The 22,494-nt window shown below is 59.4% G+C and carries 20 protein-coding genes; 9 read left to right on the forward strand and 11 right to left on the reverse strand.

Annotation, left to right across the window (positions count from 1 at the left end; genetic code table 11):
- Window positions 1-147: 147 nt before the first annotated feature.
- Together PMI27_RS02770 and PMI27_RS02765 are read right to left on the reverse strand one after the other, a co-directional pair.
- Entirely contained in the window at window positions 148-1,749 is a 1,602-nt protein-coding gene (locus tag PMI27_RS02770; RefSeq protein ID WP_008148931.1) for an ABC transporter substrate-binding protein, read from the reverse strand.
- Window positions 1,750-2,054: 305 nt separating this feature from the next.
- Window positions 2,055-2,771 carry an SIMPL domain-containing protein gene (locus tag PMI27_RS02765; RefSeq protein WP_008148929.1) on the reverse strand — a complete coding sequence of 239 codons (717 nt, stop codon included), beginning with the start codon at window positions 2,769-2,771 and terminating at the stop codon, window positions 2,055-2,057.
- Between the two features lie 343 nt (window positions 2,772-3,114).
- Here PMI27_RS02765 and PMI27_RS02760 point away from each other — a divergent pair, with 343 nt between their 5' ends.
- The 4 genes from PMI27_RS02760 (at window position 3,115) to PMI27_RS02745 (ending at window position 7,684) form a co-directional block, all read left to right on the forward strand.
- A complete protein-coding gene (locus PMI27_RS02760) occupies window positions 3,115-4,377 on the forward strand; it encodes an ATP-binding protein (protein ID WP_008148927.1) in 1,263 nt (420 codons plus the stop codon).
- Window positions 4,370-4,936 (forward strand): response regulator transcription factor, encoded by a 567-nt coding sequence (locus tag PMI27_RS02755; RefSeq protein WP_008148925.1) that lies wholly within the window; start codon window positions 4,370-4,372, stop codon window positions 4,934-4,936. Before PMI27_RS02760 ends, PMI27_RS02755 begins: the two co-directional genes overlap by 8 nt.
- A 97-nt stretch (window positions 4,937-5,033) precedes the next feature.
- Window positions 5,034-6,761, forward strand: a complete 1,728-nt coding sequence (locus PMI27_RS02750) for an ABC transporter ATP-binding protein/permease (RefSeq protein ID WP_008148923.1) — start codon at window positions 5,034-5,036, stop codon at window positions 6,759-6,761.
- Between the two features lie 176 nt (window positions 6,762-6,937).
- On the forward strand, window positions 6,938-7,684 hold the full coding sequence (locus tag PMI27_RS02745) for a FadR/GntR family transcriptional regulator (protein WP_008148921.1): 747 nt from the start codon (window positions 6,938-6,940) through the stop codon (window positions 7,682-7,684).
- A 54-nt stretch (window positions 7,685-7,738) separates the two neighbouring features.
- On the opposite strand, the gene PMI27_RS02740 is transcribed toward PMI27_RS02745, so the two are convergent.
- The 4 genes from PMI27_RS02740 to PMI27_RS02725 form a co-directional block, all read right to left on the reverse strand.
- Window positions 7,739-8,092, reverse strand: a complete 354-nt coding sequence (locus PMI27_RS02740; protein WP_008148919.1) for a hypothetical protein — start codon at window positions 8,090-8,092, stop codon at window positions 7,739-7,741.
- 385 nt (window positions 8,093-8,477) lie between these two features.
- Window positions 8,478-8,624, reverse strand: a complete 147-nt coding sequence (locus tag PMI27_RS02735) for a hypothetical protein (RefSeq protein WP_238545921.1) — start codon at window positions 8,622-8,624, stop codon at window positions 8,478-8,480.
- Window positions 8,625-8,935: 311 nt separating this feature from the next.
- On the reverse strand, window positions 8,936-9,130 hold the full coding sequence (locus tag PMI27_RS02730) for a hypothetical protein (RefSeq protein ID WP_008148915.1): 195 nt from the start codon (window positions 9,128-9,130) through the stop codon (window positions 8,936-8,938).
- 14 nt (window positions 9,131-9,144) lie between these two features.
- Window positions 9,145-10,461 carry a hypothetical protein gene (locus PMI27_RS02725; RefSeq protein ID WP_008148913.1) on the reverse strand — a complete coding sequence of 439 codons (1,317 nt, stop codon included), beginning with the start codon at window positions 10,459-10,461 and terminating at the stop codon, window positions 9,145-9,147.
- Between the two features lie 238 nt (window positions 10,462-10,699).
- On the opposite strand from PMI27_RS02725, the gene kdgD reads away from it, so the two are divergent.
- From kdgD to PMI27_RS02700, 5 genes are all read left to right on the forward strand, one after another.
- A complete protein-coding gene (gene kdgD, locus PMI27_RS02720) occupies window positions 10,700-11,611 on the forward strand; it encodes a 5-dehydro-4-deoxyglucarate dehydratase (RefSeq protein ID WP_008148911.1) in 912 nt (303 codons plus the stop codon).
- Between the two features lie 60 nt (window positions 11,612-11,671).
- Window positions 11,672-13,117: an aldehyde dehydrogenase family protein gene (locus PMI27_RS02715; RefSeq protein ID WP_008148909.1), complete on the forward strand. Its 1,446-nt coding sequence runs from the start codon at window positions 11,672-11,674 to the stop codon at window positions 13,115-13,117.
- Between the two features lie 171 nt (window positions 13,118-13,288).
- Complete coding sequence (locus tag PMI27_RS02710) at window positions 13,289-14,656, forward strand: MFS transporter (RefSeq protein WP_008148907.1); 1,368 nt, start codon at window positions 13,289-13,291, stop codon at window positions 14,654-14,656.
- Window positions 14,657-14,667: 11 nt separating this feature from the next.
- Window positions 14,668-16,221, forward strand: coding sequence for a galactarate dehydratase (gene garD / locus PMI27_RS02705; protein ID WP_008148906.1), 1,554 nt, complete (start codon window positions 14,668-14,670; stop codon window positions 16,219-16,221).
- A gap of 181 nt (window positions 16,222-16,402) precedes the next feature.
- The gene (locus PMI27_RS02700) at window positions 16,403-17,344 is read left to right on the forward strand and encodes an AEC family transporter (RefSeq protein WP_008148904.1); all 942 of its coding nucleotides are present in this window, start codon (window positions 16,403-16,405) and stop codon (window positions 17,342-17,344) included.
- 130 nt (window positions 17,345-17,474) lie between these two features.
- Here the strand turns inward: PMI27_RS02700 and PMI27_RS02695 are convergent, their stop codons facing one another.
- The 5 genes from PMI27_RS02695 to gatA form a co-directional block, all read right to left on the reverse strand.
- On the reverse strand, window positions 17,475-17,855 hold the full coding sequence (locus tag PMI27_RS02695; protein WP_008148900.1) for a carboxymuconolactone decarboxylase family protein: 381 nt from the start codon (window positions 17,853-17,855) through the stop codon (window positions 17,475-17,477).
- Window positions 17,852-18,913, reverse strand: coding sequence for a calcium/sodium antiporter (locus PMI27_RS02690; protein ID WP_008148897.1), 1,062 nt, complete (start codon window positions 18,911-18,913; stop codon window positions 17,852-17,854). The genes PMI27_RS02695 and PMI27_RS02690 overlap by 4 nt, the downstream gene beginning before the upstream one ends.
- A gap of 50 nt (window positions 18,914-18,963) precedes the next feature.
- The gene (locus tag PMI27_RS02685; protein WP_008148895.1) at window positions 18,964-19,338 is read right to left on the reverse strand and encodes a septal ring lytic transglycosylase RlpA family protein; all 375 of its coding nucleotides are present in this window, start codon (window positions 19,336-19,338) and stop codon (window positions 18,964-18,966) included.
- A 244-nt stretch (window positions 19,339-19,582) separates the two neighbouring features.
- Complete coding sequence (gene gatB / locus PMI27_RS02680; RefSeq protein WP_008148893.1) at window positions 19,583-21,028, reverse strand: Asp-tRNA(Asn)/Glu-tRNA(Gln) amidotransferase subunit GatB; 1,446 nt, start codon at window positions 21,026-21,028, stop codon at window positions 19,583-19,585.
- Between the two features lie 10 nt (window positions 21,029-21,038).
- Window positions 21,039-22,490 carry an Asp-tRNA(Asn)/Glu-tRNA(Gln) amidotransferase subunit GatA gene (gene gatA / locus PMI27_RS02675; protein ID WP_008148892.1) on the reverse strand — a complete coding sequence of 484 codons (1,452 nt, stop codon included), beginning with the start codon at window positions 22,488-22,490 and terminating at the stop codon, window positions 21,039-21,041.
- Between the last annotated feature and the right edge of the window lie 4 nt (window positions 22,491-22,494).

Consider the following 22,494-nt stretch of genomic DNA (forward strand, 5'->3'; position numbering starts at 1 on the left):
GCGTTAAACAGTGGCACGAACGTACCTTAATGTCGCATTTGTATAAATTCACGCACATTTGACCGTTTGCGCAGGTTTTTTTCAGTGCAAATCGCGCACCGACAGAGTGCGTCCGGGGCGCCAGGCGCACCCGGTTAGAGCGCGGTGTTACTTATTTATACCCACACCATAGAAGGGTGTGAGGCCGAACGGGCTGATCTTGAAGTCGGTGACTTCCTTGCGCAGCGGCTGGAACACCGTCGAGTTGGCAATCGGTGTGATAGGTACTTGTTGCTTAAGGATTTGTTGTGCCTGTTGGTACAAATTGACCCGTTGCTGTTTGTCAGTGGACACTTTGGCCTGCTGAATTAATTTGTCGTACGCCGGGTCGCACCATTTGGCGTAGTTGCTACCTTTCACCGCGGCGCAGCTGTAGAGCACGCCGAGCCAGTTATCCGGGTCGCCGTTGTCGCCAGTCCAGCCGTAAATCATCGCGTCGTGTTCGCCGTTCTTGGCGCGCTTGATGTACTCGCCCCATTCATAGCTGACGATGTTGGCCTTGATCCCGATTTTCTCCCAATCCTGCTGGATCATCTGTGCCGACATCCGGGCGTTGGGGTTGGATGCGCGCTGCACGGTCATGGCCCACAAATTAATAGTGGTACCGGGTGCAACTCCTGCTTCTTTCAGTAGCGCCTTCGCTTTCGTCGGGTCGTGAGGCGCGTCCTTGATGCTTGGGTCATAAGACCATTGAGCGGGAGGCAGGGCGTTCTGCGCCAGTTGGCCGGCACTTTGGTAAACGGCTTTGATGATCGCGGGTTTGTCGATGGCCATGTCCAGCGCCTGGCGAACCTTGAGCTGATCCAGCGGTGGATGAGTCACGTTGTAGGCCAGGAAACCGAGGTTGAAACCGGCTTGTTTGAGCACGGTGAGATTCGGGTCTTTCTCCATGACTTCGATGTCTGCCGGGCGTGGGTAACCGCTGACCTGGCATTCGCCGGCCTTGAGTTTCTGCAAGCGAACGGCAGCGTCCGGGGTGATCGAGAAGATCAGGTTGTCGAGTTTCACGTCCTCGGGTTTCCAGTAAGCCTTGTTGGCGGCGTAGCGGATCTGCGAGTCCTTTTGATAGCGCTTGAACACGAACGGGCCGGTGCCGACGGGTTTCTGGTTGATGTCCGCGGGTTTGCCTTCTTTTAGTAACTGGGCGCCGTACTCGGCGGATTGCACCGAGGCGAAGCTCATGGCCAGGTTTTGGATGAAGGCGGCGTCGATGTTGTTCAGGCTGAAACGCACGGTGTGGTCGTCGATTTTGTCGACGCTCTTGATCGTTTTGTTCAGGTCCATGTCGGTGAAGTACGGCGACTCGGCGGGGTAGGCCTTGCGGAACGCGTTCTCCGGGTCGAGCAGGCGCTGGAAGGTGAACAGCACGTCGTCGGCGTTGAAGTTGCGGGTCGGGGTGAAGTAGTCGGTGGTGTGGAACTTCACGCCGTCGCGCAGGTGGAAGGTGTAGGTGAGGCCGTCCGTGGATACCTCCCATTTTGTTGCCAGACCAGGTTCGACTTCGGTGCCGCCGCGTTTGAATTGGGTGAGACGGTTAAAGACGGTTTCGGCCGAGGCGTCGAAGTCGGTGCCGCTGGTGTATTGGCTGGGATCGAAACCGGCGGGGCTGGCTTCGGAGCAGTAGACCAGGGTGGTGGCGGCTTGGGCGAGTGGGGCGGTCGTTGCTAGGGCTAGGGCGAGCAGAAGTGGTTTGACGGTGGTTCTTTCCATGGAGTCCCCGAGGGTTTGGGCGGTGGTGTTTTCCTGAGGGTAGCGGTGTTGGTGAGATTGGTGGAAATATCCGTTTGTGAGGGGGACCCCTCTATCTCGGCATATTCAGGCTGCTTTTCGAGCTTGGCGGCCTGACAGCCGACCAGCTTTTTACTGATGTACACAGTTCAACTGTGGGAGCGAGCCTGCTCGCGATGGCGGCCGATCAATCACCACAAGGCCTGACGGAAAAACTCCATTTCTGCAGGGCAAAAAAAACGGCGATCACTTCGGTGATCGCCGTTTTTGTGTTTGGGATTGTCGAATCAAGGCATCAACACTTCAATCGAACCATCCGCCGTCATGCTGACCTGACTTGTACCGGCTTCGACTTCCGGCGTAACCGGCGCACTGTCCATGCTCGCCGCTTTCATCATCATCGGCGCGCGCATGTACGGTTGTGGATAACCGTTGCTGTTTAGGTTCAGGTTTACGATTTTGTAGCCCTTGCCGCCCAACGCATCGGTCGCCAATTGAGCACGGGCCTTGAAGGCTGTCACGGCGTCTTTAAGCAGCGCATCTTCGCTGGCCTTGCGGGTTGGGGTGGCGATGGCGAAGTCCATGCCGCCCATTTTCAGGTCGGTGAGCAGTTCGCCGGTCAGTTTCGACAGCGCCGCGAAGTCGGAGCTTTCCAGGCGCAGTTCGGCGCGTTCGCGCCAGCCGGTGATTTTCTGGCCCTTGGTGTCGTAGATCGGGTAGCTGTTGCGGCTGCCTTGGCGCAGGGTGATGTCTTTGACCTGCTTGGCCTGAGCCAGTGCTTTGTTCATGGTGGTGCTGACGTCGGCGGCGAGTTTGGCCGGGTCGGTGTTTTGTTCTTCGGTGTAGAGGGTCACGATCATCAAGTCGCGGGCCACTTCCTGACTGACTTCGGCGCGCAGGGCGATCTGGTTGTAGTGCAGTTCGTCGGCGGCCAGGGCCGGGAGGCTGGCGATAGTGCCAGCGCTAAGGGCGAGGAGGGCGGCGCTGCGGCGGAATGTGTGCATGAAAGCTCCTTGGGCAATGCGCAGGGGTAATGTCCGAGCCTGCGTGAAACCATCAGACTCTAGCTTTAATGATCCGGTTCGCACAGTTACAACTTCTATACAGATCGATCACAGGTGACCGCTGCGCAGTCAATCGCGGGCAAGCCTTGCTCCTACAGATGACGGGTGTGCAGAAGATATGTGTACGACGCAAACCTGTAGGAGCAAGGCTTGCCCGCGATGACTATCTGATAGTCGCTGAATACCTTCCCCGCCTGTGGCGGTTTGCCGCACTTTTGCCTGCCAGCCCCCGTGCTTGGTTATACTCCGTGCGATCCGCCTGGAGCGCTCATCAGGAGAGCTCATGCTCGCCCCCGTTCAAATCACTTCCGCAACTCGCCAGAATCTCTGGCGGCTGACGTTCATCCGCACATTGGTGTTGGCCGCTCAGGCCGGTTCCGTGGGCCTGGCCTACTGGCTCGACTTGCTGCCGCTGCCCTGGTTTCAACTGGCCGCGACCCTCGGTTGCTCGATGTTGCTGTGCGCGTTCACGGCCATTCGCTTGCGCACCTCATGGCCGGTTACCGAACTCGAATACGCCGTGCAACTGGCCTGCGACCTGTTTATCCACAGTGCCTTGCTGTATTTCTCCGGCGGCTCGACCAACCCCTTCGTCTCTTATTACCTGGTGCCGCTGACCATCGCCGCCGTGACTTTGCCGTGGCGTTATTCGGTGATTCTGTCCGGTATCGCGTTGACGATGTACACCCTGCTGCTGGCCCGCTTCTATCCGCTGCAGACCTTCCCGATCGCTCGGGAAAACCTGCAGGTTTACGGGATGTGGCTGAGTTTCGCCCTGGCTGCGGCGGTCATCACTTTCTTCGCTGCACGCATGGCCGAAGAGCTGCGCCGTCAGGAAGAACTGCGTGCCATCCGTCGCGAAGAGGGCCTGCGCGATCAGCAACTGCTGGCCGTCGCCACCCAGGCCGCCGGTGCTGCCCATGAACTGGGCACGCCGTTGGCGACCATGAGCGTGTTGCTCAAGGAAATGCGTCAGGACCATCACGACCCGATGTTGCAGGACGACCTGAGCGTGCTGCAGGATCAGGTCAAACTCTGCAAAGAAACCTTGCAGCAACTGGTGCGCGCCGCCGAGGCCAATCGTCGATTGGCCGTGGAGATGCAGGACGTCACCGATTGGCTCGACGAAGCCCTGAACCGCTGGCACCTGATGCGCCCGGAAGCCAGTTACCGCTTCCAGCGCTTGGGCCAAGGCGCCGTGCCGCGCATGGCGCCGCCGCCGGACCTGACCCAGGCGCTGCTGAATTTGCTCAACAATGCCGCCGACGCTTGCCCCGAAGGGCTGCAAGTGACGCTGGACTGGAATGCCGAGGACTTGACCATCAGCATCCGCGACCACGGTGCCGGTGTGCCGCTGGCCATCGCCGAGCAGATCGGCAAGCCATTTTTTACCACCAAGGGCAAAGGTTTCGGCCTGGGCCTGTTTTTGAGCAAGGCCAGCGTGACACGCGCCGGCGGCTCAGTGAAACTCTACAGTCATGAGGAAGGCGGTACGCTCACCGAGCTGCGCCTGCCCCGTGTCGCCCGAGGAGACGAACATGAGTGACGAGATCCAAGTCGAAGGCGAAGGCGAAGAACTGCCGCATTTGCTGCTGGTAGACGACGACGCAACTTTTACCCGAGTGATGGCCCGTGCCATGGCCCGCCGCGGCTTTCGCGTCAGCACCGCCGGTTCCGCCGAAGAAGGCCTGACCATCGCTCAGGCGGACCTGCCAGACTACGCCGCGCTGGACCTGAAAATGGACGGCGATTCCGGCCTGGTACTGTTGCCCAAGCTCCTTGAGCTGGACCCGGAAATGCGCGTGGTGATCCTCACCGGTTACTCGAGCATCGCCACCGCCGTCGAAGCGATCAAACGCGGCGCCTGCAATTACCTGTGCAAACCGGCGGACGCCGATGACGTGCTGGCCGCGCTGCTCTCCGAGCATGCCGACCTTGACACGTTGGTGCCGGAAAACCCGATGTCGGTCGATCGCCTGCAGTGGGAGCACATCCAGCGCGTGCTGACCGAGCACGAAGGCAACATCTCCGCCACTGCCCGCGCCCTGGGCATGCACCGCCGCACGCTGCAGCGCAAACTGCAGAAGCGTCCCGTTCGTCGCTGAACCTGCGCTGAACGAATGCAGGCCGCTCCTCGCGGGGAACCGAACCGATCATCTATGATCGGTTCGTGTGTGTTCTTTTCTTTATCGAGCCTTATCCATGAATCAGAACGCTGAATATTCCGCGGTCAACGATGCTGTGCGCGGGCAGTTTTTTCGCAAAGTCTGGGCGATGACCACGCCTTACTGGCGTAGCGAAGAGAAGGGCAAGGCCTGGACGTTGCTGATCGCCGTGATCGCGCTGTCGTTGTTCAGTGTGGCGATTTCGGTGTGGATCAACAGTTGGTACAAGGATTTCTACAACGCCCTGCAGAAAAAGGACGAAGCGGCCTTCTGGCAGTTGATCCTGTATTTCTGCGGCATTGCGGCGGTGGCCATTCTTGGCGCGGTGTATCGGCTCTACCTGACCCAGATGCTGACCATCCGCTGGCGGGCCTGGCTCACCGAGAAGCACTTCGCCCGTTGGCTCGGCAACAAGAATTACTACCAGCTGGAGCAGGGCGGTTACACCGATAACCCGGACCAACGGATTTCCGAAGACCTTAACAGCTTCACTTCCAATACCTTGAGCCTGGGCTTGGGCCTGATCCGCAACGTGGTCAGCCTGGTGTCCTTTTCGATCATCTTGTGGGGCGTATCGGGCAGTATTGAAGTGTTCGGCTTCACCATTCCCGGCTACATGTTCTGGTGCGCGCTGGTTTACGCCGCGGTCGGCAGCTGGCTGACGCATTTGATTGGTCGTCGCTTGATTGGCCTCAACAACAATCAACAACGCTTCGAAGCCGACCTGCGTTTTTCCATGGTCCGGGTTCGCGAGAATGCCGAAAGCATTGCGCTGTACAACGGCGAACCCAATGAGAACCGTCGCTTGAGCAGCCGCTTCGGGCTGGTCTGGCATAATTTCTGGGACATCATGCGCGTGTCCAAGCGCTTGACGTTTTTCACTTCAGGGTATGGCCAGATCGCAATCATCTTCCCGTTCATGGTCGCCGCGCCGCGTTACTTCGCCGGCAAGATCGAGCTCGGTGAGCTGATGCAAATCAACTCCGCCTTTGGCAACGTCCAGGAGAACTTCAGCTGGTTCATCAGCGCGTACCAGGACCTCGCCGCGTGGCGCGCCACCTGTGATCGTCTGCTGAGTTTCCGCCAGGCCATGACCGACAACGAAGAGCGTGCACCGGCCATCGATGTACAGAATTCAGGTTCTGCATTGAAGGTGCACAACCTCGGCCTCGACCTCGCTGACGGTCGTCACCTTCTGACCAATGCCGACATGACCGTGGAGGAGGGCGAGCGCGTCATGCTCAGCGGTCGTTCCGGCAGCGGCAAGTCGACCTTGCTGCGGGCGATGGGGCATTTATGGCCGGCTGGCCACGGCAGTATTCGTCTGCCGGCGGCGCGTTATTTGTTCCTGCCGCAAAAACCCTATCTGCCGATTGGCACGTTGCGTGAAGCGCTGAGTTATCCACAGCCGGGCGATACGTATTTGCACGAGCGCTACGCTCACGTGCTGGAAGCCTGCCGTTTGCCGCATCTGGTTGCCCGTCTGGACGAAGCCAATCACTGGCAGCGCATGTTGTCGCCGGGTGAACAGCAACGTCTGGCCTTTGCCCGTGCGCTGCTTTACGCACCGCAATGGCTGTACATGGACGAAGCGACCTCGGCGATGGACGAGGAGGACGAAGCGTCGCTGTATCAGGCCTTGATCGATGAGATTCCGGGCTTGAGCATCGTCAGCGTCGGGCATCGCAGCAGCCTGAAGCGCTTCCATCCACGGCATGTTCGGATCGAGAATGGCCATCTGGTGGACCAAACCGTGACCGCATAAACCCCACAACCCCGTAGGAGCAAAGCTTGCTCGCGATCGCCTTGACGCAGTTTATTTGAAGTACCGCGTCATCGTTCATCGCGGGCAAGCCATGCTCCTACAGGGGTTAGGTGATCGTACAACCGCGTTGAGCTATGATGCGGTTTCAGCCGTAACTTTTGAGAAAGACGTTCACCATGGAAAACCCGATCGACGCACCACGCCTCCCTCGCAAGCGCCGCAGCCTCGCTCAGGAACTGGTGACGGTGCTGTCCGAGCAGATCCGCGACGGTCACCTCAAGCGTGGCGACAAGTTGCCCACCGAGTCGGCGATCATGGATGCCCATGGCGTCAGCCGCACCGTGGTGCGCGAAGCGATTTCCCGTTTGCAGGCGGCCGGCCAGGTTGAAACCCGCCACGGCATCGGCACCTTCGTGCTCGACACCCCAAGCCCGAGCGGTTTCCGTATCGACCCGGCGACCGTGGTGACGCTGCGGGATGTACTGGCGATTCTGGAACTGCGCATCAGCCTTGAAGTGGAATCCGCCGGCCTCGCCGCGCAACGCCGCAGCCCCGAGCAACTGGCATTGATGCGAGCGGCGCTGGATGCATTGAATGAAAGTGTTTCCCATGCCAGCGATGCGGTGGCGTCCGACTTCCAGTTCCACCTGCAAATCGCCCTGGCGACCGGCAACCGCTATTTCACCGACATCATGACCCACCTGGGTACCAGCATCATTCCGCGCACGCGCCTCAACTCCGCGCGCCTGGCCCATGACGACCAACAGCACTACATGAATCGCCTGAGTCGTGAGCACGAAGAGATTTACGACGCGATTGCGCGTCAGGATTCGGATGCGGCGCGGGCAGCGATGCGGTTGCACCTGACGAATAGCCGGGAGCGGCTGCGCCATGCGCATGAAGAGGCTGAGGCGCAGCGCTGAAGGTCTGCAGGTTGTCGACGGTCAGCGGATTAGGTGCTGACCGTCGCTCATTAACTACAGTTCGAGTTGTACCTTTAGCGCAGCGGATTGCTCAGGCGTTTGGCCAATGCGTGTTACCACGTAGTGCAAGTCGGCGGTGGCACCTGGTTTCAGGTTCTTTTCGAAGACGTGCTTCGGAATCTTGAACACGATGGGTTGACCCGTGTCACCTGCTGTCAGCACGAGTTGCCCCTGCCAAGTATTGTCGGTAGAGGTCTTTACCTTAAATTCGACTTTATCTCCTGTAGCTGCATTCTGGTTTGGGGGAACCTCACCAGGTGTCGGGTCTGGCAGGTTGTGAACGTAAAGAACGTCGCCAACGGCGTCTGGAAGCATCGGTGCAGGCAAGGTTTTCATTTGTGCAGTCATGACCAAAATCCTTTTAACCATCAATCAAACCGTTTGACAGGCGCGAACTGGAACGCTGCGCTGGCGGGGCCGGTCTGTTAACCCCGAAACCATTTAGGCCGTAGCGACAGTCGTTCGGCTACTGTCACAAATGACAGTGCCGACGAGTGGTGGGTGAAATGGGCTGAGTAATTTGTTGGCTGATAGATTGCCATCGCGAGCAGGCTCGCTCCCACAGGGACTGATGTTTGCCGACGGTGATCGTGCAACTGTGTTGAGCCTTTTGTGGTTTGAGCCGCAACTTTCGAAAAAGCCGTTCATCATGGAAAACCCCATCGACGCACCACGCCTTCCTCGCAAGCGCCGCAGCAGCGCTCAGGAACTGCGGGGTAGGTGTTTTCAGATATCACGCCGGGGCCGTTGCGTAGTCGACGTACTCGACTGTGTTATCAATCAATACTTTGAATTTTTTGCGGGTGATCACCCAATCCTTTCCGGGAATCATTTCAAATTCGACGATGTCTCCGACGTTCACATGGAGGTCAAACTCCATGGGCATCTCCAGAGCGACACCATTAGTTTCGGCCGGAAATGTAAATCGGTGTTTTGTTCTCATAGACGTTCTCCCAAGCATTAATTGGAGTAACCGATTTAGCGTCTTTCAGCGATTACTCAAAACTGTAAGAAATACCAGTTTCGATGAACGGTCAGTGTCTGTTCTGCACCTTCCGCTGCGCCCGAAAAAACGCCATCGTCGGAACGCCGCCCGGAGCAGACTCGCTCCCACAGGGGATCTACTCTGAACACACGATCAAATGTGGGAGCTAGCCTGCTCGCGATAGGGCCGTCAGCCGTGATGCTAAATTAACAGGCTGAGCGCAGGATCGAACGATCCACCCTCACCGCCAATCCAGCCACCCCAGCCTTGGCATCGAACGCCACATGCCCATGCTCATCCACCACCGCTTTGGCAATTGGCTTGCCATCAGCCAACAACTCCAGTGGCGCACCCTTCAGCGATTGGCCCGAGGCCAGTTCCAGTTTCAATTTGAAAGTCATCATCGATCTCCTTATCAGGCAACGTTGCCAGTGGGTTTGTAATCCTTGAGCAGCAAATAAGTGCTCCAGCCCCACCAGTCATCCACGGTGGTGGTGTCGTTCAGGTTGTTGACGTCCTTGCGCCGCAGCACCTTGTTGCCCTCGACCCTGAACAGCGGCGAGAAGTTGGCCGCCAGGTTCAGTACGGCTTGCAGATCAGGCGTCTTTTTCAAGGCGCCGAATTGGCCGGCCGACGGGGCGATTCCACTGAGATACGCCGCGAACACTTCATCCGCCGACACCTGAACCGCCTGATTCACCTGGACGCGATTGGCGCTGGAGAGGTCGTCGAAGTAGCGTTTGTCCCCATACGCGCGCCATTTATCGCGGTTGCCATTGCGCACATTGAGGCCGAATTTGCTGTCTTCGTCGTGCATGAAGCGCGTGATCAAAGAACCCAGATCGCTCGGCGTGACCACCGCTGCCAATTGTTTGCGCGGCACTCGCAGGTGGCCGGTGGAAAACAGGTCGGTCAGGTAGTGATCGGCAAAAGCGTTCATCGCATAGGCCAGCTCCAGCTGCTTTTCATCGCCGCTGGCGTGGGCCCGCACCGCTTGTTGCACCGCCGCAGTGTGCCCGGCGATATAGGCCAGCAGCGCCCATTCGGCGAAGTGATCGGCATTGTTGGCGGCCAGTTTCAGGTAGCGGCCAAATGGGAACAACGCCGAGGCGAAACTGCCTCCGCCGGTGATCTTGTTCCACTCTTCTGACAACGTATCACCGAGGGCGTCATAAGCCTCGTGAGGTTGTTTACCGTCCTTGATCGCCTGCTTGATCGCGGCGATTTCCTTTTGCATGACACCGAGGATCAGCTTGGCCTCAGCGTTAGCAGCAGGCAGCACGGCCAGCGAGTTGAAGGCATTGGTAAAACGCTGGATTCGGTCGGCGACCGTCGCGCCTTCGCTGATCGGTTGATCGGGAATTCCATAGAAATCACCCCCCAACGCAATGACCTGGCCATAGGTCAGCGCCAGCCCATTGGGTAGATGCAGTTCCACCTGCGAAGCGGGGATAGCCGGTGCGTCTTTGATGAAGCGCAGCAGTGTGCTGTCGCCGATGGCGGTGTGTTCGCCACCCTCGAACCTCAGCTGTGGCTTGCCTTTCAGGGCATTGCCAGAGGCTGTGGGCAGAGGCGCGGGAAGGGGAGTCGTAGAGCTGTGATGATCAGCAATCTGCAAGATCACATGTGGGTTATCCCCAATGAGAGGGATGCCATGCTCGGTAAAAAGATCATCCAGTTCGGCAATGACCTGTTTCGGTTTTTCCTTCGGTTGTGCGTGTAGACCTGACATTTCTATCTCCTTGATATGTCGTCGGTACGATCAAAAAATAACTGTATGTATATACAGTCGTTTGGATCATAGACGAGAAATTTCCTACGTCAAGAAAATACCTTTCCGACTCAAATTCTGCGGTTGGCGATGAAATGCAGTTGACGGTTATTATTTAAGTTGTACGATAACCTACAACTTCGGCGAAGGCTGAACGGTTTTCTCACACACATACGTCGCTATCCAGGGTGTTCGAATAATGAATCCACAAGAACTGAAGTCCATCCTCTCTTCCGGTCTGCTGTCTTTCCCGGTTACCGATTTCAATGCTCAGGGCGATTTCCATCGCGCGGGCTACATCAAGCGTCTCGAATGGCTGGCCCCATACGGCGCCTCGGCATTGTTCGCCGCGGGCGGCACCGGTGAGTTCTTCTCTCTGGCGGCCAGTGAATATTCGGAAATCATCAAGACTGCCGTCGACACCTGCGAAACCAGCGTGCCGATTCTGGCCGGCGTTGGCGGTTCGACTCGTCAGGCCATCGAATACGCACAGGAAGCTGAGCGTCTGGGCGCCAAAGGCCTGTTGCTGCTGCCGCACTACCTGACCGAAGCCAGCCAGGACGGCGTTGCCGCCCACGTTGAAGCCGTGTGCAAATCGGTGAAAATCGGCGTGGTGGTTTACAACCGCAACGTCTGCCGCCTGACCGCGCCGCTGCTGGAACGTCTGGCCGAGCGCTGCCCGAACCTGATCGGCTACAAGGATGGCCTGGGCGATATCGAGTTGATGGTGTCGATCCGTCGCCGCCTCGGTGATCGCTTCAGCTACCTGGGCGGTTTGCCGACCGCTGAAGTCTACGCCGCAGCCTACAAGGCACTGGGCGTACCGGTTTACTCCTCGGCGGTGTTCAACTTCATCCCGAAAACCGCGATGGATTTCTACCACGCCATTGCCCGCGAAGATCACGCCACCGTCGGCAAGATCATCGACGACTTCTTCCTGCCATACCTGGACATCCGTAACCGTAAAGCCGGCTACGCGGTGAGCATCGTCAAGGCAGGGGCAAAAATTGTCGGCTATGACGCAGGTCCTGTGCGTGCGCCGCTGACCGATCTGCTGCCAGAAGAGTACGAAGCTCTGGCTGCGCTGATCGACAAGCAAGGTGCGCAATAACAAACCCGATTAAACAAGGCCGCTGAGTATTCAGCGGCCTTTTGCGTGAGGAGATTCTCTGTGGCTGATTCAAAGCGTTTTGATAACTACATCGGTGGCCAATGGGTTGCCGGCGCCGACTACTCCACCAATATCAACCCGTCCGAGCTGACCGACACCATTGGCGAGTACGCCAAGGCTGATCTGGCTCAGGTTCACGCCGCCATCGACGCCGCTCGCGCCGCGTTCCCGGCCTGGTCCACGTCGGGCATTCAGGCACGTCACGATTCGCTGGATAAAGTCGGCAGCGAAATCCTCGCCCGTCGCGAAGAGCTCGGCACCTTGCTGGCCCGGGAAGAGGGCAAGACCCTGCCCGAAGCCATCGGTGAAGTGACGCGCGCCGGCAACATCTTCAAGTTCTTCGCCGGTGAATGCCTGCGTCTGTCCGGCGACTATCTGCCGTCGGTGCGTCCGGGTGTGAACGTCGAAGTGACTCGCGAAGCGCTGGGTGTGGTCGGTCTGATCACGCCATGGAACTTCCCGATCGCGATCCCCGCGTGGAAAATCGCCCCGGCCCTGGCCTACGGCAACTGCGTCGTGCTGAAACCGGCCGATCTGGTGCCGGGTTGTGCTTGGGCGCTGGCCGAAATCATCTCCCGCGCAGGCTTCCCGGCCGGCGTGTTCAACCTGGTGATGGGCAGCGGTCGAGTGGTTGGCGATGCACTGGTGCAGAGCCCGAAAGTCGACGGCATCAGCTTCACCGGTTCCGTGGGCGTCGGTCGTCAGATCGCGGTCAACTGCGTGTCGCGCCAGGCCAAGGTTCAGCTGGAAATGGGCGGCAAGAACCCGCAGATCATTCTCGACGACGCCGACCTCAAGCAAGCGGTCGAGCTGTCGGTACAGAGCGCGTTCTACTCAACCGGCCAGCGTTGCACCGCCTCGAGCCGCTTCATCGTCACCGCTGGGATTCACGACAAGTTCGTTGAAGCCGTGGCTGAGCGCATGAAGTCGATCAAGGTCGGTCACGCACTGAAAACCGGTACCGATATCGGTCCGGTGGTTTCCCAGGCTCAGCTTGAACAGGACATGAAGTACATCGACATCGGCCAGTCCGAAGGTGCGCGTCTGGTCAGCGGCGGTGGTCTGGTGACCTGCGACACCGAAGGCTACTACCTTGCGCCAACCCTGTTTGCCGACAGCGAAGCCGCGATGCGCATCAGCCGCGAAGAGATCTTCGGCCCGGTGGCCAACGTGGTTCGCGTAGCGGATTACGAGGCTGCGCTGGCCATGGCCAACGACACCGAGTTCGGTCTGTCGGCGGGCATCGCCACCACGTCGTTGAAGTACGCCAACCACTTCAAGCGCCACTCCCAGGCCGGGATGGTGATGGTCAACCTGCCGACGGCGGGCGTGGATTACCACGTTCCATTCGGTGGGCGGAAAGGTTCATCCTATGGCTCCCGCGAGCAAGGTCGCTACGCGCAAGAGTTCTACACCGTGGTGAAGACCTCTTACATCGGTTCGTAACGCAACACCCTTGTAGGAGCTGCCGCAGGCTGCGATCTTTTGATCTTGATTTTCGGTGTCATTGATGGCGCTAAAGATCAAAAGATCGCAGCCTCGTTTCACTCGACAGCTCCTACAGGGAACACAACAGTTTCACCCGCGCATAAAAATAATCAGTGGGAGTACATCTACATGCAAGCGACCAAGCCGACCCACGTCCGCTATTTGATTTTGCTCATGCTTTTTCTGGTGACCACGATCAACTACGCCGACCGGGCTACCATCGCCATCGCGGGCTCCAGCCTGCAAAAAGACCTCGGCATCGACGCGGTCACTCTCGGTTATATCTTCTCCGCATTCGGTTGGGCCTACGTGGCCGGGCAAATTCCCGGTGGCTGGTTGCTGGACCGTTTCGGCTCGAAAAAAATCTACGCGCTCAGCATCTTCACTTGGTCGCTGTTCACCGTGCTGCAGGGCTATGTCGGTGAGTTCGGCATGTCCACGGCGGTGGTTGCGCTGTTCATGCTGCGTTTCCTGGTGGGCCTGGCCGAAGCGCCATCCTTCCCCGGTAACGCACGCATCGTTGCGGCCTGGTTTCCGACCGCTGAACGCGGTACGGCGTCTGCGATTTTCAACTCGGCGCAATACTTCGCCACGGTACTGTTTGCGCCGCTGATGGGCTGGATCGTTTACAGCTTCGGCTGGCAGCACGTGTTTATCGTCATGGGCGTGATCGGCATCATCTTCTCGGGGATCTGGCTGAAGGTTATCCACAGCCCGCGTCAGCATCCGATGATCAACGACGCCGAGTTCAAACACATCGCCGACAACGGCGGCATGGTCGACATGGACCAGGACAAAGGCAAAGGCAAAAAAGGCGACGGTCCGAAGTGGGACTACATCCGTCAGTTGCTGACCAACCGCATGATGCTCGGCGTGTACCTGGGCCAGTACTGCATCAACGGCATCACCTACTTCTTCCTGACCTGGTTCCCGGTGTACCTGGTGCAGGAACGCGGCATGACCATCCTCAAGGCCGGTTTCATCGCCTCGTTGCCGGCGATCTGCGGCTTCATCGGTGGTGTACTCGGCGGGGTGATTTCCGACTACCTGCTGCGCAAAGGCCATTCCCTGACCTTCGCCCGCAAGGCACCAATCATTGCTGGCTTGCTGGTCTCCAGCAGCATCGTGGCCTGTAACTACGTTGATGTTGAATGGATGGTTGTCGGCTTCATGGCCCTGGCGTTCTTCGGCAAAGGCGTGGGCGCGCTGGGTTGGGCCGTGGTCTCTGACACCTCGCCAAAACAGATCGCCGGTCTCAGCGGTGGCTTGTTCAACACTTTCGGTAACATCGCCTCGATCACCACCCCGATCGTCATCGGCTACATCATCAGCTCCACCGGTTCGTTCAAATGGGCGCTGGTGTTTGTCGGTTGCAACGCCCTGGTCGCGGTGTTCAGCTACCTGGTAATCGTCGGTCCGATCAAACGTGTGGTACTCAAGGAGCCGCCCGTCAGCGGTCCTGAAACCAATAACAAATTATCTGAAGCGCATTCCTGAGGAGCGGCGTCATGCAGTTGATTGAACATTCCGACTCGCCGCGCTACATCCGCCTGCACGAGCGGGACAACGTAGTGATCGTGGTCAATGACCAAGGCGTACCGGCCGGTACCGAATTTCCGGACGGGTTGGTCACCGTGGACTTCGTGCCACAGAGCCACAAAGTCACGCTGGAAGACATTCCCGAAGGTGGCCAGGTGATTCGTTACGGGCAGACCATCGGCTACGCGTTGCAGCCGATTCCGCGCGGCAGCTGGGTCAAGGAAGATCAACTGCGCATGCCCACCGCGCCACCGCTGGACAGCTTGCCGCTGTCCACCGAAGTGCCGGCGGCGCAGGCACCGCTGGAAGGCTTCACGTTCGAGGGTTATCGCAACGCCGACGGCACCGTCGGCACGCGCAACATTCTCGGGATCACCACGACGGTTCAGTGCGTCACTGGCGTGCTGGATCATGCGGTCAAGCGCATCAAGGACGAGTTGCTGCCGCTCTATCCGCACGTCGATGACGTGGTGGCGCTGACTCACAGTTACGGTTGTGGCGTGGCGATCACCGCCACCGACGCGTACATCCCGATCCGCACCGTGCGCAATCTGGCGCGCAACCCGAACCTGGGTGGCGAAGCCTTGGTCATCAGCCTGGGCTGCGAGAAATTGCAGGCCGGGCAGGTGATGCACGAGAACGACAGCTCGGTGGATTTGAGCGATCCGTGGTTGTACCGCTTGCAGGATTCCAGTCACGGTTTCACCGAGATGATCGAGCAGATCATGGCGCTGGCCGAGACCCGTTTGAAGAAGCTCGATCAACGTCGCCGGGAAACCGTGCCGGCGTCCGAGCTGATTCTGGGCATGCAATGCGGCGGCAGCGATGCGTTTTCCGGGATCACCGCCAACCCGGCGCTGGGTTATGCCTCGGACCTGTTATTGCGGGCCGGTGCGACGGTGATGTTTTCCGAAGTCACCGAAGTGCGCGATGCGATTTACCTGCTGACTTCACGGGCGGAAACCGAGGAAGTCGCTCAGGAACTGGTGCGCGAGATGGACTGGTACGACCGTTACCTGGCCAAGGGCGAAGCGGATCGCAGCGCCAACACCACGCCGGGCAACAAGAAGGGCGGGTTGTCGAACATTGTCGAGAAGTCCCTGGGCTCGATCGTCAAATCCGGCAGCAGCGCGATCAACGGGGTGCTGGGGCCTGGCGAGCGCTTCAAGCGTAAAGGCCTGATTTTCTGTGCGACCCCGGCCAGTGACTTTGTCTGCGGGACGTTGCAATTGGCGGCGGGGATGAACCTGCACGTGTTCACCACCGGGCGTGGCACGCCATATGGTTTGGCGATGGCGCCGGTGGTGAAGGTGTCGACCCGGACCGAGCTGGCGCAGCGTTGGCCAGACCTGATCGACATCGATGCCGGGCGGATTGCAACCGGGCGGGCCTCGATTGAGGACCTTGGCTGGGAGTTGTTCCACTACTACCTGGATGTGGCCAGCGGCAAGAAGCAAACCTGGGCTGAGAAGCACAAGCTGCATAACGACATCACCTTGTTTAACCCTGCACCCATCACCTGAGACCGAGTCGCCTGCATCGCGGGCAAGCCTTGCTCCTACGGTTTTATGTCGTTCACGCCATTGCGTACGACGCAGACCTGTAGGAGCAAGGCTTGCCCGCGATAGCGTTCTCCCAGACGCCAACGTCCCCAGTGGCTTATCATTAGCCCCCTAACGACGCTCACCCAAGGTTATCCCCGGCATGCTGGCTATCTTCCTCGAAACCCTGAACATCACCGCGCCGGTGTTTGCCATGCTGTTTCTGGGGGTGCTGCTCAAGCGCATCGACTGGATCAACGACAACTTCATCCACACTGCGTCGGCCCTGGTGTTTAACGTCACCATGCCGGCGTTGCTGTTTCTGGGCATCCTCCATGCCGACCTGCACGCCGCGTTGCAACCGGCGCTGCTGATCTACTTCTCGCTCGCCACTCTGGTGTGTTTTGCCATCGCCTGGGGCTGGGCGATCTGGAAGTGTCCGCGGGAGGACCGGGGGATTTACACCCAAGGCGCCTTTCGCGGCAACAACGGGGTGATCGGCCTCGCACTGGCGGCGAACATGTACGGCGACTACGGGATTTCCCTCGGGGCGATTCTCGCGGCGTTGGTGATCCTGTTTTACAACACGCTCTCGACCATTGTGCTGGCGGTGTACAGCCCGGTGATCAAGTCCGACCCTTGGAGCATCTGCAAAAGCGTGATGGTCAATCCGCTGATCATCAGCGTGTTTGCCGCGGCGCCGTTTGCCTACTTCAAGATCAGCTTGCCGGGATGGCTGGAGACGTCCGGCCAATACCTGGCGCAAACCACCCTGCCGTTGGCGCTGATCTGTATCGGCGGCACGCTGTCGCTGGCAGCACTGCGCAAAAGCGGCAACATGGCGCTCAGCTCAAGCCTGGTGAAGATGATTGGCCTGCCGGTTCTGGCGACGCTGGGGGCGTGGCTTTGGGGCTTTCGTGGTGCGGAGTTGGGGATTCTGTTTCTGTATTTCGGCAGCCCGACCGCCGCGGCCAGTTTTGTCATGGCCCGTCAGGCCAATGGCAATCATGAACTGGCGGCAGCGATCATCGTGATCACCACGTTGATGGCGGCGGTCACCACCAACATCGGGATCTTCTTGTTGCAGTGGGGCGGGTGGATTTAGCTGGAGGTTTTGCGCTGTTCTTCAGGGCCTCATCGCGAGCAGGCTCACTCCCACAGGGGGAATGCATTCCAAATGTGGGAGCGAGCCTGCTCGCGATAGCAATCTTTCTAACACCACAAACGCCCGCCGGTTACTCCGGCTTCTGATAGGTGTCGATCACTTCCTGCGCCGCCCGAAACGCATCAATCGCCGCCGGCACACCGGCATACACCGCGCAATGCAGCAGCGCTTCACGAATCTCTTCCACGGTGCAGCCATTGTTCAATGCACCACGCACGTGGCCTTTCAATTCCTGCGGGCACTTCAACGCGGTCAGCGCGGCGAGGGTGATCAGGCTGCGGGTTTTCAATGGCAAACCTTCGCGGTTCCAGACGCCGCCCCAGGCGTGCTCGTTGACGAAATCCTGCAGCGGTTGAGTGAACTCGGTGGCATTGCCCAGCGCGCGGTCGACGAAGGCGTCGCCCATTACTTGGCGGCGGACTTCAACCCCAGGCTTTTTATCATCGGTCATGGCAATTCCTTGTTGTGGTGTTGGCGACGCCAGGCGCGCAGCGACGTGAACAGCAAAAACGCCATCAGCGCCGGCAGGACAAAAAACAGCATCAGGTGTTCAAGCTTGCCAGCCAGCGGCATGCCGGTGGTGAACGACACCACGTGCAGACCGTAAGCCAGATACAAACCCAAAAACAGCAGACCTTCGGCGCGGGTCACCCGGTAACCGGAATAGAACACCGGCAGGCACAACACCGCGACGCCGAGCATCACCGGCAAGTCGAAATCCAGGGCGTTGGGCGACACCGACAGCGGCGACGGCGCGACCAACGCGGTGAAGCCCAGTACGCCCAAGAGGTTGAACAGGTTGCTGCCGATCACGTTGCCCACGGCGATGTCGCGCTGACCGCGCAACGCGGCGATCAACGAGGTCGCCAGTTCAGGCAGGGACGTGCCGACGGCGACGATGGTCAAGCCGATGATCCGCTCCGACAACCCCAGATCAGTCGCGACCGAAACCGCCGCGCCTAACAGCAAGTGCCCGGCGTAGACCAGCATCGCCAAACCCACGACGATCATCAGCAGACTGCTGATCCATGGCGCTTGCGGGGCTTCGTGGGTCGTCGATTGCGGGCGGGTCGAGTGCCGCGACTGGCGCAGCAGCAGGCCCAGATACAGTGCCATCGCCGCCAGCAGCATCACGCCATCGGCACGGGTCAGTTCTTCGTTCCAAGCCAAGACGAACACCAAAAGACTGGCGCCGATCATCAGCGGGATATCCAGGCGCACCAGTTGCCGTGAAACCCGCAGCGGGATGATCAGCGCCGAAAGCCCGAGGGTGACGAGGATGTTGAAGATGCTACTGCCGATCACGCTGCCGACGGCGATGTCGGCGTTCTGCGTCAGGGTCGCTTGCAGGCTGACCGCCATCTGCGGTGCGCTGCTGCCGAGGGCGACGATGGTCAGGCCGATAATCAGCGGTCGTACATGTAAGCGTGCGGCGAGGCGCACGGCGGCGCGCACCATCAGCTCGGCGCCGGCGATCAGCAACAGCAGGCCGCTGAGCAATTCAATCACGCTGATCAGGGGTAAATCGGCAAGTCCGAAAATGGTCGGCGCTCCATCGGTCAGTCGTCGAGGGCTTGCACACGAACCCGTGCAGTGCCGCTTCTGAGCATACCCAGTTGTTCGGCGGCCTCGTGTGAAACATCGATCAGACGCCCACGGGTATGTGGCCCACGATCGTTGATGCGAACCACACAGGACTTGTCGTTGTTCAGATTGGTGACCTTCACCCGCGTGCCAAAGGGCAACTGGCGATGGGCGGCGGTCAGGGAATTCTTGTTGAAACGCTCGCCACTGGCGGTGCGTTTACCTTGGTGTTTGGCGCCGTAATACGAGGCAATGCCGGTTTTGTCATAGCCGTGCGGATCGATGACATCGTTGCTGGCGCAACCGGCCAGCAGGGAGAGCAGGGCGCAGGCACTGAGCAGACGCTTCATTTAGAAAGCTCCCAAAAACAAATGTGGGAGCGAGCTTGTTGTTGGCGGGCGGGCTTGTTGTGGCGAGGGGGCTTGCCCCCGTTGGACTGCGCAGCAGTCCCAAAACCTGAAAACGCGGTGTTCAGAAATTGGGGCCGCTTCGCGACCCAACGGGGGCAAGCCCCCTCGCCACAAAAGCCCTCTAGCCACAAAAGCTCGCTCCCACAAGGGGTAGAGCCAGGCTTAAGATCTGGCTCCATTGCGATCAGCCTTCGAGCTTGCTTTTCAGCAGTTCGTTAACCTGTTGCGGGTTGGCCTTGCCTTTGGAGGCTTTCATGGCCTGGCCGACGAAGAAGCCGAACATCTTGCCGCGTTTGGCTTCGTCTGCCGCGCGGTACTGTTCAACCTGTTCGGCGTTGGCCGCGAGCATTTCGTCCAACACTGCCGAGATCGCGCCCGTGTCGGTCACTTGCTTCAGGCCGCGCTTGTCGATGATCTCGTCCGCGCTGCCTTCGCCGTTGGCCATGGCCTCAAACACCACTTTGGCGATTTTGCCGGAGATGGTGTTGTCGGTGATGCGCAGCAGCATGCCGCCCAGTTGTTCGGCCGAGACCGGCGACTGATCGATGTCCAGGCCCTGTTTGTTCAACAGGCTGCCCAATTCAACCATCACCCAGTTGGCTGCCAGCTTGGCGTCGCCGCCGATGCTCACGACTTTCTCGAAGTAATCGGCTTGCTCGCGGCTGGTGGCCAGGACGCTGGCGTCGTAGACCGACAGACCGAACTGCGCCTGGAAGCGCTCGCGTTTCTGCGGTGGCAATTCCGGCAGGGTGGCGCGTACGTCGTCGAGGAACGAGTTCTCGATGACCACCGGCAGCAAGTCCGGATCGGGGAAGTAACGGTAGTCGTTGGCTTCCTCTTTGCTGCGCATCGGACGGGTTTCGTCCTTGTTCGGATCGTACAGACGGGTCTGCTGGATCACCCGGCCGCCGTCTTCGATCAGCTCGATCTGACGTTGCACTTCGGTGTTGATTGCCTTCTCGATGAAACGGAACGAGTTGACGTTCTTGATCTCGCAACGCGTGCCGAATTCAACCTGGCCTTTCGGACGGATCGACACGTTGCAGTCGCAACGCAGCGAGCCTTCGGCCATGTTGCCGTCGCAGATGCCCAGGTAGCGGACCAACGCGTGGATAGCCTTGACGTAAGCCACGGCTTCCTTGGCACTGCGCATGTCCGGCTCGGACACGATTTCCAGCAACGGCGTGCCGGCACGGTTCAGGTCGATGCCGGTGGCGCCGCTGAATTCTTCGTGCAGGCTTTTACCGGCGTCTTCTTCCAGGTGCGCGCGGGTGATGCCGACGCGTTTGACCGTGCCGTCTTCCAGCGCGATGTCCAGGTGGCCTTTGCCAACGATCGGCAATTCCATCTGGCTGATCTGGTAGCCCTTGGGCAGGTCCGGGTAGAAATAGTTTTTACGGGCGAACACATTGTGCTGGCCGATCTCGGCATCAATCGCCAGACCGAACATTACCGCCATGCGCACCGCTTCCTGGTTCAGCACCGGCAATACGCCAGGCATGCCGAGGTCAACCAGGCTGGCCTGGGTGTTCGGCTCGGAACCAAAGGTGGTGGAACTACCGGAAAAGATTTTCGACCGGGTAGTGAGCTGGGTATGAATCTCCAGCCCGATCACGACTTCCCATTGCATGTGTTTCTCCTCAGAAGCCGGTTGGGGTGCGGGTGTGCCAGTCAGTGTTGAGCTGATACTGGTGGGCAACGTTCAACAGGCGACCTTCCTGGAAATACGGGGCGAGCAATTGCACGCCGACCGGCAGACCATCGACAAAACCGGCGGGCATGGACAAGCCCGGCAGACCAGCGAGGTTGGCGGTAATGGTGTAGACGTCTTCCAGGTACGCAGCGACCGGGTCGCTGTTCTTGGCGCCGAGCTTCCAGGCCGGGTTCGGCGTGGTTGGGCCGAGGATGATGTCGACCTCATTAAAGGCTGCCATGAAGTCGTTCTTGATCAGGCGACGAATTTTCTGCGCCTTCAGGTAGTAGGCGTCGTAGTAACCGGCCGACAGCGCGTAGGCACCGACCATGATCCGGCGCTGCACTTCCGGGCCGAAGCCTTCACCACGGGAACGCTTGTACAGGTCGATCAGGTTTTTCGGGTCTTCGCAGCGGTAGCCGAAACGTACACCGTCGAAACGCGACAGGTTGGAAGACGCTTCTGCCGGGGCGATCACGTAGTACGCAGGGATCGCGTGCTGCATGTTCGGCAGGCTGATTTCCTTGACCACGGCACCGAGCTTTTCCAGCTCCTTGACGCTGTTGTGGATCAGCTCGGCAATGCGCGGGTCGAGACCGGCGCTGAAATACTCTTTAGGAACGCCGATGCGCAGGCCTTGCAGCGAACCGTTGAGGCCGGCGCTGTAATCCGGCACGGGCTCGTCGATGCTGGTGGAGTCTTGCGGGTCGAAACCGGCCATGCCTTGCAGCAGGATCGCGCAGTCTTCGGCAGTGCGCGCCAATGGGCCGCCCTGATCGAGGCTGGACGCGTAAGCGATCATGCCCCAGCGCGAAACGCGACCGTACGTCGGTTTCAGGCCGGTAAGGTTGGTCAGCGCGGCGGGCTGACGAATCGAACCGCCGGTGTCGGTGCCCGTCGCCGCCGGCAACAGACGAGCGGCAACCGCAGCCGCCGAACCGCCAGACGAGCCGCCCGGAACGTGTTCCAGGTTCCACGGGTTTTTCACTGCGCCGTAGTAGCTCGACTCGTTGGCCGAACCCATGGCGAATTCGTCCATGTTGGTCTTGCCCAGGGTCACGGCCCCGGCGGCAGCCAGTTTGGCAACGACAGTGGCGTCGTACGGTGCTTTAAAGTTGTCGAGCATCTTCGAGCCGCAGCTGGTGCGGATGCCCTGGGTGCAGAACAGGTCTTTGTGGGCAATCGGCGCACCAAGCAGGGCGCCGCTCTCACCATTGGCCCGGCGTGCGTCAGCGGCTTTCGCCTGCTGGAGCGCCAGGTCTTCGGTGAGGCTGATGAAACTGTTGAGCTGCGGATCGAGCTGGGCGATACGCGCCAGCAGGGTTTTGGTCAGCTCTTCGGAAGAAAACTTTTTATCGGCGAGACCGCGGGCGATCTCGGCCAGAGTCAATTGATGCATTGCA

It is taken from the genome of Pseudomonas sp. GM41(2012) (assembly GCF_000282315.2).
Taxonomy (GTDB): Bacteria; Pseudomonadota; Gammaproteobacteria; order Pseudomonadales; family Pseudomonadaceae; genus Aquipseudomonas.